9 protein-coding genes are annotated in these 10,728 nt (G+C 74.6%); 8 read left to right on the top strand and 1 reads right to left on the bottom strand.

Features of this window, described 5'->3' with window-relative positions; translation table 11 throughout:
- Positions 1 to 6 precede the first annotated feature (6 nt).
- Positions 7 to 789 (top strand): 4-hydroxy-tetrahydrodipicolinate reductase, encoded by a 783-nt coding sequence (gene dapB, locus E7744_RS10340; protein ID WP_137774041.1) that lies wholly within the window; start codon positions 7 to 9, stop codon positions 787 to 789.
- Between the two features lie 19 nt (positions 790 to 808).
- Positions 809 to 1,246: a hypothetical protein gene (locus E7744_RS10335; RefSeq protein WP_137774040.1), complete on the top strand. Its 438-nt coding sequence runs from the start codon at positions 809 to 811 to the stop codon at positions 1,244 to 1,246.
- Positions 1,247 to 1,277: 31 nt separating this feature from the next.
- On the opposite strand, the gene E7744_RS10330 is transcribed toward E7744_RS10335, so the two are convergent.
- A complete protein-coding gene (locus tag E7744_RS10330; protein ID WP_137774039.1) occupies positions 1,278 to 2,489 on the bottom strand; it encodes a heparan-alpha-glucosaminide N-acetyltransferase domain-containing protein in 1,212 nt (403 codons plus the stop codon).
- Positions 2,490 to 2,582: 93 nt separating this feature from the next.
- Between E7744_RS10330 and dapA the strand changes: the two genes are divergently transcribed.
- From dapA to E7744_RS10300, 6 genes are all read left to right on the top strand, one after another.
- Positions 2,583 to 3,494 carry a 4-hydroxy-tetrahydrodipicolinate synthase gene (gene dapA, locus E7744_RS10325; RefSeq protein WP_137774038.1) on the top strand — a complete coding sequence of 304 codons (912 nt, stop codon included), beginning with the start codon at positions 2,583 to 2,585 and terminating at the stop codon, positions 3,492 to 3,494.
- A 15-nt stretch (positions 3,495 to 3,509) separates the two neighbouring features.
- Positions 3,510 to 5,195, top strand: a complete 1,686-nt coding sequence (locus tag E7744_RS10320) for a ribonuclease J (RefSeq protein ID WP_137774037.1) — start codon at positions 3,510 to 3,512, stop codon at positions 5,193 to 5,195.
- Positions 5,196 to 5,270: 75 nt separating this feature from the next.
- Positions 5,271 to 8,417, top strand: a complete 3,147-nt coding sequence (locus E7744_RS10315) for a DNA translocase FtsK (protein ID WP_137774036.1) — start codon at positions 5,271 to 5,273, stop codon at positions 8,415 to 8,417.
- A gap of 67 nt (positions 8,418 to 8,484) precedes the next feature.
- Positions 8,485 to 9,075 carry a CDP-diacylglycerol--glycerol-3-phosphate 3-phosphatidyltransferase gene (gene pgsA, locus E7744_RS10310; RefSeq protein WP_137774035.1) on the top strand — a complete coding sequence of 197 codons (591 nt, stop codon included), beginning with the start codon at positions 8,485 to 8,487 and terminating at the stop codon, positions 9,073 to 9,075.
- Complete coding sequence (locus E7744_RS10305) at positions 9,072 to 9,596, top strand: CinA family protein (RefSeq protein ID WP_137774034.1); 525 nt, start codon at positions 9,072 to 9,074, stop codon at positions 9,594 to 9,596. Before pgsA ends, E7744_RS10305 begins: the two co-directional genes overlap by 4 nt.
- Entirely contained in the window at positions 9,593 to 10,705 is a 1,113-nt protein-coding gene (locus E7744_RS10300) for a hypothetical protein (protein WP_137774033.1), read from the top strand. Before E7744_RS10305 ends, E7744_RS10300 begins: the two co-directional genes overlap by 4 nt.
- Positions 10,706 to 10,728: the final 23 nt, after the last annotated feature.

Here is a 10,728-nt window from a genome sequence, read left to right as displayed (position 1 = left end):
GAGGCCATGACCGCGCAGCCTGCCGAGCACCCCAGCCCCACCCCGATCCGCGTCGCCCTCCTGGGCGCCTCCGGCAAGATGGGCCGCCACGCGGCCGAGGCGGTGGGCGGCGCGGAGGACCTCGAGCTCGTGGCCGAGCTCGGCTCGCGGGACCGGCTGGACGCCGTGCTCGACGCCGGCGCCACCCACGTGCTCGACCTCACCGTCCCGGATGCCTCCCCGGGCAACGTGGCGTTCGCCGTCGAGCACGGGCTGCACGTCGTCGTCGGGACCTCCGGCTGGTCCGCCGAGCGCCGGTCCGCCCTCGAGGGGCAGCTTGCCGGGCGCCCGGAGGTCGGGGTGCTCATCGCCCCCAACTTCGCCCTGGGCTCCGTGCTGGCCAGCGCCTTCGCGGCGAAGGCCGCGAGGTACTTCCCCTCGGTGGAGATCATCGAGATGCACCACCCCGCCAAGGTGGACGCCCCCTCGGGCACCGCGGTGCGCACCGCGGGACTGATCGCGGACGCCCGGGCCGCGGCCGGCGTCGGGCCCTCCCCGGACGCCACCACCCACGACCCCGACGGTGCCCGCGGGGCCCTCGTGGACGGCATCCGGGTGCACGCGGTGCGCCTGCGCGGACTCGAGGCCCACCAGGAGGTGCTGCTCGGCGGCCCGGGCGAGCAGCTCGTGGTCCGCCACGACGCCTTCGACCGCGGCGCCTACATGTCCGGGGTGCTGCTCGGGCTGCGCGAGGTCGCCTCCCGGCCGGGGCTCACCTACGGGCTCGACGGCTACCTGGACCTGGACTGAGCGGGACGGGACGGCACACGTGAAGACCAAGATCGGCGTGGGCGCCATCGTCGCCCTCATGCTGCTGTTCGCCGTGCTCGCCGTGGGCTCGGCCATCGGCTTCCTCCAGGCCCCGCAGCCGGTGGCCAAGGCGCTCGGCCTGGCCACCCTGGGGATCGTGGCCGTGGGCCTGTGGACGCTGTGGCGCGAGCTGCGCTTCGGGCTGATGATGGAACGCCTCGGGCGCCGGCTCGCCGCGGAGGGCGGGCTGCCGGTGGACGACCTGCCGCGCTCGCCGGGCGGCCGGGTGGACCGGGCCGCGGCGGACGCGCAGTTCGAGGCCTTCCGGGCGGAGGCCGAGGCGGCCCCGGCGGACTGGCGGTCCTGGTACCGGCTGTCCCTGGGCTACGACGCCGCCGGGGACCGCACGCGCGCCCGGCGCGCCATGCGCGACGCCATCCGGCTGTACTCGCGGTAGAGCGGTAGCGGGGGCGTCGGGCCCGGGACCCTCAGGCCCGGGACCCGGCCAGGGTGGTGGAGGCGGTGGAGACCGCCTGCTCGAGCGGCCCCCGCCAGCCCAGGCCGCGCCACAGGGTGCCGGCCACGAGGCAGCCGGTCCAGTACGCGATGAGCAGGCCCAGCCGCGGCCAGTCGGCGGTCGCGTCCTCGAACACGTCCAGGGCCACGAGGTGGGCCACGTACAGGGTCAGCGTCATGGACCCGGCCCCGATGAGGGGCAGCAGCGGGATCGTCAGCACGCCCCGGCCCGCGGTGCAAAGCACCTGGCACGCGCCCAGCACGAGCGCCGAGGTCCCGCACGTCAGCAGCAGGTCGAGCGGGGCGCCCGAGTGCGGGGTGGCCAGGGTGAACCACGCCCCGGTGTGCTGGATGGCCTCCGTCGGGATCGAGGCCCCCGTGAGCAGCTGGGCGGCGAGCCGGTCCGGCCCGGTCCCGGTCCCCCCTGCGATCGCCCCGGGGACCCCGGGCAGGGACTGCAGGGCCCGGGCGGCGAGGAACGCGCCGGCGGCGAGCGCCGCTCCGCCCACGGCCACCGCCGCGGAGACCCGGAGGCGGTCCAGCCGCAGCCGGCCCAGGAACAGGCCGAACAGGACGTAGCCCAGCCACTGCAGCACGGGGTAGTACCCGGTGAACAGCAGGTCCCACGCGAGCAGCCCCGGCTGGAGGACCAGGTCCGCGAAGGACGGGTTGTGCCACAGCCGCCAGGCGTCCAGGTAGGCGGCCGCGCCGACCGTGGACTGCATCACCGCGGAGAGCAGGCTCGCCGCGACGGGCGAGAGCAGCACCCAGCCGGCGGCCCACGCGGCCAGGGCCCGGGCCCCGAGCCCGAGGAACGGCAGGGCGGCCAGGAACAGCACCGCGTAGTGGGCCAGGATGACGGCCACGCCCATGTCCAGGGACCCGCAGGCGAGCCCGACGGCGAACAGCAGCACCGCGCGCACCGCCACCCGGCGCCGGTCCCACCCCCGCCGCGCGGGCTCCGGCCGCGCGCCGCCGGTCAGCAGGGCGAGCCCGACGCCGGCCAGGGTGGCGAACAGGGCGGAGGACTTCCCGGCGAACACGAGCCCCACCGGCGTCGGCTCCGTGCCGTCGGCGGAGACCAGCAGGACCAGGTGGGTGGCGATCATCCCGAGCAGGGCGAGCCCGCGGGCGGCGTCCACGCCGGGCAGGCGCCGGGCGGCGGGGGGACGGGCGGTGGCCATCGTCGGGGGAGTCCTCTCTCGGGACCGGGCGGCGACCCGGCGGGCGCCGCGGGATGCGTAGCACCGGCAATTCTCGCAGGTAGGCTGGAGGCCATGATCGACACCCCTGCCGCGCGCCCCGAGCCCACCTTCGGCACCGTGGTCCCCGCCATGGTCACGCCCTTCCACGAGGACGGCAGCCTCGACCTCGACACGGCCCAGTCGCTCGCCGCCCACCTCGTGGACGGCGGCGCCGACGGGCTCGTCATCACCGGCACCACGGGGGAGACCTCCACGCTGCAGGACGAGGAGAACATCGCCATGTTCCGCGCCGTCGTCGAGGCGGTGGGGGACCGGGCCAAGGTCATCGCCGGGACCGGCATGAACGACACGGGCCACTCGGTGCACCTGTCCCAGCTGGCGGCGAAGACGGGCGTGGACGGGCTGCTGCTCGTGACGCCCTACTACAACAAGCCGAACCAGGCCGGCATCCGCGCCCACTTCGAGACGATCGCCTCCTCCACCGACCTGCCGGTCATGCTCTACGACATCCCCGGCCGCTCGGTCATGCCGATCCACGCGCCAACGATCCTCGAGCTCGCCGCGCACCCGAACATCGTGGCCCTCAAGGACGCCAAGGGCGACTTCCAGTCCACCACCCTCGTGCTGGCGGGCACCGACCTGGACGTCTACTCGGGCGAGGACTCCCTGACCATGCCGCTCATGGCGCTCGGCGCCGTCGGCGTCGTCTCGGTGACCGCCCACGTGGCCCCGGGCCTCTACCGACGGCTCGTGGACGCCATGGCCGCGGGGGACCTGGCGACCGCGCGGGAGCTGCACTTCCGGCTCGACCCCTACCAGCGGGCGGTGATGACCCACATCCAGGGCGCCGTGTCCGCCAAGACGATCCTGCACTGGCAGGGCATCCTGCCCAGCCCGGCCGTCCGCCTGCCGCTGGTCGCCGCCACCGAGGACGAGCAGACCATCATCCGTGCCGATCTCGCGGAGGCCGGACTCACCTTCTAGAAGGGACGCAACCCCATGGCTCCAGGCACGCGCCTGTCCACCCCGCCCACGCTGTCGCCCGGGACGTGCCGCGTGGTGCCGCTCGGCGGCCTCGGCGAGGTCGGCCGGAACATGACCACGTTCGAGATCGACGGCAAGATCCTCATCGTCGACTGCGGCGTGCTGTTCCCGGAGGAGACCCAGCCGGGGGTCGACCTGGTCCTGCCGGACTTCGGGTACCTGCGCGACCGGCTCGACGACGTGGTCGGCCTGGTCCTGACGCACGGCCACGAGGACCACATCGGGGCCGTGCCCTACCTGCTGCGGCTGCGCCCGGACATCCCGCTGATCGGCTCCACGCTGACGCTGGCGCTGATCGAGGCCAAGCTCGAGGAGCACCGGATCCGGCCGCTGACCCTGGCCGTCACCGAGGGGGACACCGAGCGGTTCGGCCCCTTCGAGTGCGAGTTCGTGGCCGTCAACCACTCCATCCCGGACGCCCTCGCGGTGGCCGTGAAGACCACCGCCGGGACCATCCTGCACACCGGCGACTTCAAGATGGACCAGTTGCCCCTCGACGGGCGCATCACCGACCTGCGCGCCTTCGCCCGCCTCGGGGAGGAGGGCGTGGACCTGTTCCTGACCGACTCCACGAACGCCGAGGTCCCCGGCTTCACCACCACGGAGCGGGAGATCGGCCCCGTGCTGGAGGGGCTGTTCGCCCGCGCCGGCCGGCGCATCATCGTGGCCTCCTTCGCCTCCCACGTGCACCGCATCCAGCAGGTGCTGGACGCCGCGGCGGCCCACGGGCGCAAGGTGTGCCTCGTGGGCCGGTCGATGGTGCGCAACATGGGCATCGCCGCCAGGCTGGGCTACCTGGACGTGCCCGAGGGCATCCTCGTGGACCTCATGCAGGTCGACGAGCTGCCGGACGACCAGGTGGTGCTGATGTGCACCGGCTCGCAGGGCGAGCCGATGGCGGCGCTGTCCCGGATGGCCAACGGCGACCACCGCATCCAGCTCAACGCCGGGGACCTCGTGGTGCTGGCCTCCTCGCTCATCCCCGGCAACGAGACCTCGGTGTTCCGCGTGGTCAACGGGCTGATGCGGCTCGGCGCGGAGGTGGTGCACAAGGGCATGGCCAAGGTGCACGTCTCCGGCCACGCCTCCCAGGGCGAGCTGCTGTACTGCTACAACATCGTCCGGCCCACGCACGTCATGCCGGTCCACGGCGAGACGCGCCACCTGATCGCCAACGGGCGGATCGCCGAGGCCACGGGCGTGCCCGCCGAGCGGGTGCTGCTGGCCGAGAACGGCTCCGTGGTGGACCTCGCCGAGGGCACGGCCCGGATCACGGGAGAGGTCGAGTGCGGGCTCGTCTACGTGGACGGGTCCTCGATCGGGGAGATCACCGACGCGGACCTCAAGGACCGGCGGATCCTCGGCGAGGAGGGGTTCATCTCCGTGATCTCCGTGGTCAACCGCCAGACCGGGACGATCGTGTCCGGCCCCGACATCCACGCCCGCGGCGTGGCGGAGGACGACGCGGTGTTCGACGACGTCAAGCCGAAGATCGCCCGGGCCCTGGAGGAGGCGGTGCAGTCCAACGCGGACCACACCACCCACCAGCTCCAGCAGGTCGTGCGCCGCGTCATCGGCACGTGGGTCAACCGCCGGCTGCGGCGCCGCCCGATGATCGTCCCCGTGGTCCTCGAGGCCTGATCCGGGGCCCGGCCGGTCCGCCCGCGGAGGTGTTGGTCCCGGCAATCGGGCCCCGGTCCCGGTACCGTAGCCTGCATGGCGACCCGTACCTCCCCCACGCGTTCGCAGTCCCCGCGGTCCTCGGCCACCGGCTCCCGCAAGGGCTCCGGCTCGCGGTCCGGCGGGTCGTCCGCCCGATCGTCCGGGCCGGCGCCGCGCAAGCGCTCCACCCCCGAGGCGGCCCCCGAGCCGCAGGCCCCGGTGCTGCTGCGCGCCGTGCGCGGGTTCTGGATGGCCCTGGCCACGCCCGTCGGCGCCGGGGTGCGCAAGGTCGGCCGCGACGCCCGGATCGCCCCCGAGGACCGGCGGGACGGCACGGGGTTCTTCCTCGTGGTGCTCGCCGCCGTCATCGGCTCCGTCGAGTGGTGGGGGCTGCGCGGCACCCCCGGCTACGGCACGGTCGTGCACAACGTGGCGGCCGGCACCCTCGGCTGGGCCGCGCTCGTGTTCCCCGTGGTGCTGCTGGTCGTCGCCGTGCGCTACTTCCGCACCCCGCAGGAGCACCGGGACAACGGCCGGATCGCCATCGGCCTGCTGGTGATGACGGTCGGCATCGCGGGACTGGCCCACCTCGTCGCCGGGCTGCCCACGGTCTCCGAGTCCTTCGCCGAGCTGCTGGCCGGCGGGGGGATGGTGGGCTACCTGGCCACCACCCCGCTCGCCTCGCTCGTCACCCCGTACCCCGTGTGGGCCCTCATGGCGGTGCTCGTGCTCTTCGGCCTGCTCGTGGTGACGGCCACCCCGGTGGGACAGGTCCCGGAGCGCATCGGCCGGGCGTACGCCTGGCTCACCGGCCAGCACGAGGGCGCCGCCGGCCGGGCGGCCGGCCGCGACGGGGCGGGCGGACGGGAACCGCACGACCAGTCCTACCTCACCCAGCACGACCGGCCCTCGGGCCGCGGCTCGCGCGCCGGCCGGCGCCCGGGCAGGGGCATCCGCCTGTTCGGCCGCGACGACGACCAACCCACCGAGGAGCTCCGCGCCGCCGCCCCCGGCGGGGGGACCGAGGCCTACGAGACCGCCGTCATCGACGACGACCCCGCCGAGGCGGGCGCCGCCGGCGGCCGCGGCCGGAGGTCCTCGCGCCGCGGCGCGGCGAAGGGCGGCGCCGCGAAGGGCGAGGGGGACCGGGACGACGCGGTGCCGGAGACGGCCGCGGCACCGGCGGTGCCCGCCGGCGTCAAGCGCCCGACCGCCGGGGAACTGGCCATCGCCCGCGCCCGGGAGGCGGCCGGCGTCGGGCCCGAGGGCACGGAGGCGGACGGGGCCGATCCGGCCACCGGTCCGGCGACCGAGCCGATCGGCGTCGTGTCCCCGGGGGCCTCCGGCTCCCCGGCGGCGCCCGCCCCCGCGGTGAAGGCCGCCCCCGTGGCCCGCCCCGTGGACCTGCCGCCCATGCCCGCGCGCTCCGAGCAGCTGCACCTGGGCGGGGACGTCACCTACACGCTGCCGGACTCCACGATGCTGCCGGCCGGGCCGCCGCCGAAGGAGCGCACCGAGGCCAACGACCAGGTGGTGGCCGCCCTGACCGAGACCCTGCACCAGTTCAAGGTGGACGCCGAGGTCACCGGGTTCTCCCGCGGCCCGACGGTCACGCGCTACGAGATCGAGCTGGCGCCGGGCACCAAGGTCGAGAAGGTCACGGCGCTGTCCAAGAACATCTCCTACGCCGTGGCGTCCTCGGACGTGCGCATCCTCTCGCCCATCCCGGGCAAGTCCGCGATCGGCATCGAGATCCCGAACGCGGACAAGGAGGTCGTGGCGCTCGGTGACGTGCTGCGCTCCAACGCGGCGCGCAAGACCGACCACCCCATGGTGATGGGCGTGGGCAAGGACGTCGAGGGCGGCTACGTCATGGCCAACCTGGCGAAGATGCCGCACATGCTCGTGGCCGGCGCCACCGGTGCGGGCAAGTCCTCGTTCGTGAACTCGATGATCGTCTCGATCCTCATGCGCTCCACGCCGGACGAGGTGCGGATGGTGATGGTGGACCCCAAGCGCGTGGAGCTCACCGCCTACGAGGGCGTGCCGCACCTGGTCACCCCGATCATCACGAGCCCCAAGAAGGCCGCCGAGGCGCTGCAGTGGGTCGTGCGCGAGATGGACACCCGCTACGACGACCTGGCCGCCTTCGGCTACAAGCACGTGGACGACTTCAACAAGGCCATCCGCGCCGGCAAGGTGCACCTGCCGCCGGACTCCAAGCGCGTGCTCAAGCCCTACCCGTACCTGCTGGTCATCGTGGACGAGCTCGCCGACCTGATGATGGTGGCCCCGCGGGACGTCGAGGACGCGATCGTGCGCATCACGCAGCTGGCGCGCGCCGCCGGCATCCACCTGGTGCTGGCCACCCAGCGGCCCTCGGTGGACGTGGTCACGGGCCTGATCAAGGCCAACGTCCCCTCCCGCATGGCCTTCGCCACGTCCTCGGTCACGGACTCCCGCGTGGTGCTGGACCAGCCGGGCGCCGAGAAGCTGCTCGGCCAGGGCGACGCGCTGTTCCTGCCGATGGGCAAGTCCAAGCCCATGCGCGTGCAGGGCGCGTGGGTCAACGAGTCGGAGATCCACGCCGTCGTGGAGCACGTCAAGGCGCAGATGACCGCGCAGTACCGCGACGACGTGGTGCCGGAGAAGACCGAGAAGGTCATCGACGAGGACATCGGGGACGACCTGGACCTGCTGCTGCAGGCCACGGAGCTCGTGGTGACCACGCAGTTCGGCTCCACCTCGATGCTGCAGCGCAAGCTGCGCGTGGGGTTCGCCAAGGCCGGCCGGCTCATGGACCTCATGGAGTCCCGCGGCGTCGTCGGGCCCTCGGAGGGCTCGAAGGCCCGCGACGTGCTGGTCAAGCCGGACGACCTGGCCGGCGTGCTGGCCACGATCCGGGGCGACGCGCCGCCGGCCGCCGCCCCGAGCGAGCAGGCCCCGGAGGCCTACGCCGAGGACGTGGTCCACTCCGACCGGGACGCGGACGGGGACGGCGTGCCGGTGCCCGGCCGCGGCCCCGGAGCGGGGCCCTCGGACCGGGAGCTCGTGCGCGGCTCGCTGCCGCCGGAGGACGGCTACGGGCGTGACCTCGTGGCCGAGGACCTCGAGGGCCGGCGCCGGGCCGACGAGTGGTACGACGGGGACGACGAGGCCGACGCCGGCTCCGAGGACGCCTGGCAGCTGACCGGGCGCTGACCGGCGGTCGGCCCGCCGCCGGCCCGCGGGCTGAGCGTCCCCCGCCGCCGGTCCGTAGACTGCAGGGATGAGCGAGAACTGGAACCTGCCCAACGTCCTGACGACCGTCAGGATCCTGCTGGTCCCGTTCTTCGTCTGGTTCCTGCTGGCCGGGGGCCCCTTCGGGGAGGACTCCGTGGCCATCCGCTGGGCGGCGTTCGCCGTGTTCGCGGTGGCCATGTACACGGACAAGCTCGACGGCGACATCGCCCGGGCGCGCGGGCTCGTCACCAGCTTCGGGAAGATCGCGGACCCCATCGCCGACAAGCTGCTCACCGGCTCGGCGTTCATCGTGCTCTCCCTGCTGGGGGAGCTGTGGTGGTGGGTCACCGCGCTGATCCTGCTGCGCGAGTGGGGCATCACCGCGATGCGCTTCGCCGTGCTGCGCTACGGCGTCATGCCGGCCTCCCGCGGCGGCAAGCTCAAGACGGTCCTGCAGGCCGGCGCCCTGCTGCTGATGCTGGCCCCGCTGGCCTCCCTCGTGGGGGACTGGTACCCGTGGGTCGGCTGGACGGCCATGGCCGCCGCCCTGGCCGTCACCCTGGTCACGGGGGCGGACTACGTGGCCAAGGCGGTCCGGCTCCGGCGCTCCGCGCTGGCCGGGCAGGCGCCCTCGTGAGCCGGTCCCAGGACGTGGTGGCCGCCCTGCTCGGGCGCGGGCTGACGATCGCCACCGCGGAGTCGCTCACCGCCGGGCTGCTCGCGGCCGCCCTCGCGGACGTGCCCGGGGCCTCGGGCACCCTCGTCGGCGGGGTCGTCGCGTACCGCAACGACGTCAAGGAGCGGCTGCTGGGGGTGGACCCGGACCGGCTCGCCCGCCACGGGGCCGTGGACCCGATGGTGGCGGCCCAGATGGCCGAGGGGGCCCGGCGCGCCACCGGTGCGGACATCGGCGTGGCGACCACCGGCGTCGCCGGCCCCGAGCCGCACCAGGGACGGGCGGTGGGCACCGTCTACCTGGGCTTCGCCGGGCTGGGCGGGGACACGGCCGAGGAGCTGCACCTGGCCGGGGACCGCGCCGCGATCCGCCGGGGCACGGTGGACGCCGTCCTCGCCGGGGTGCTGCGCCGCCTGGGGGACGTCCCGGAGGGCCGCCCGGAGGGCCGCCCGGAAGGCCGTCCGGAAGGAGGACCGGCATGACCGCCGTCGTGGGGCTCATGGCCGACCCCGGCCTGCCGGCCGCGCTGGCCCGGAAGGTGCGCCGGGACCTGGAGGAGGAGCTGCACCGCCGGGTGGACGACCGGACCGACTGGCGCGTCGACGTGGTCGACGAGACGGTGGCCCTGGACGCCGAGGGCGGCATCGACCTGGTCCGCTGGACGGACCAGATGAGCGACCGCGAGGACTGGGACATGGTCCTGTACATCACGGACCTGCCCCGCTTCGAGCGCGGCCGCCCCGTGGTGGCGGAGGTCTCGCGCGAGCGCAGCGCCGCCATCCTGTTCCTGCCCGTGCTCGGCGTCGTCCGCCTGCGCCAACGGGTCACCGAGACGCTCGCCCGGATGGCCGGGCACCTGTACCGCGGGGCCGTGGACACGGGCTCCGGGGGGCGCCTCGTCACGCGCGACCCCGACCATCCCGAGGCCCTCAACGCCCTCACGCCGCTGTCCGGGACCACCTCCGAGGCCGCGGCCTCGAGCGAGCAGATCCAGTCCGGCGGCCCCTGGGCCACCGTCCGGCTGCTGACCGGCATGGTCCAGTCGAACCGGCCCGGCCGGCTGCCGCGGGCCATGACGAAGTCGGCCGCCGCCGCCGCGGCCGCCGGGGCCTACGGCGTGTTCTTCGGCAGCATCTGGACCCTGGCCACGGACGCCGGCGTGGACCGCCTCGGCCTGGTCAGCGTCCTGGCGATCGCGGCCATGACCACCTGGCTCATCGCCACCAACGGCCTGTGGGCCCGGCGCAGCGGCTGGTCCTCGCGCCGCTGGTCCGCGCTGGACAACCTCGCCACCGTCCTCACCGTGGGCGTGGCGGTGCTGATGATCTACGCCGGGCTGTTCGTGATGCTGCTGCTGGCCGCCGCGGTGGTGGTGCCGCCCCACCACCTCACGGAGGTCCTCGGCGTGGCCGCGGGGCCGGAGCACTACCTCAAGCTCTCGTGGCTCGCCGCGAGCCTGGGGCTGATCGCCGGTGCCATCGGCTCGAGCTTCGACGACGACGAGGCCATCCGCAATGCCACCTACAGCCGCCGCGAGGCCGAGCGCCGCGCCCTGCACCACCGGATCGACGAGCGCGAGGACCGGGACTGAGCCCGCGCGCGTGACGATCGCGT

The sequence above is a fragment of the Citricoccus sp. SGAir0253 genome, from assembly GCF_005877055.1.
Lineage (GTDB): Bacteria > Actinomycetota > Actinomycetes > Actinomycetales > Micrococcaceae > Citricoccus.
The sequence above is the reverse complement of the archived record's forward strand: the minus strand, read 5'-3'. Positions and strand labels throughout refer to the sequence as shown.

Excerpts from the sequence above, each read along its gene's own strand:
- E7744_RS10320 (WP_137774037.1), top strand. The coding sequence starts at position 3,510 with ATGGCTCCAGGCACGCGCCTGTCCACCCCGCCCACGCTGTCGCCCGGG.
- E7744_RS10300 (WP_137774033.1), top strand. The coding sequence starts at position 9,593 with ATGACCGCCGTCGTGGGGCTCATGGCCGACCCCGGCCTGCCGGCCGCG.
- E7744_RS10330 (WP_137774039.1), bottom strand. The coding sequence starts at position 2,489 with ATGGCCACCGCCCGTCCCCCCGCCGCCCGGCGCCTGCCCGGCGTGGAC.
- dapA (WP_137774038.1), top strand. The coding sequence starts at position 2,583 with ATGATCGACACCCCTGCCGCGCGCCCCGAGCCCACCTTCGGCACCGTG.
- E7744_RS10315 (WP_137774036.1), top strand. The coding sequence starts at position 5,271 with ATGGCGACCCGTACCTCCCCCACGCGTTCGCAGTCCCCGCGGTCCTCG.
- pgsA (WP_137774035.1), top strand. The coding sequence starts at position 8,485 with ATGAGCGAGAACTGGAACCTGCCCAACGTCCTGACGACCGTCAGGATC.
- dapB (WP_137774041.1), top strand. The coding sequence starts at position 7 with ATGACCGCGCAGCCTGCCGAGCACCCCAGCCCCACCCCGATCCGCGTC.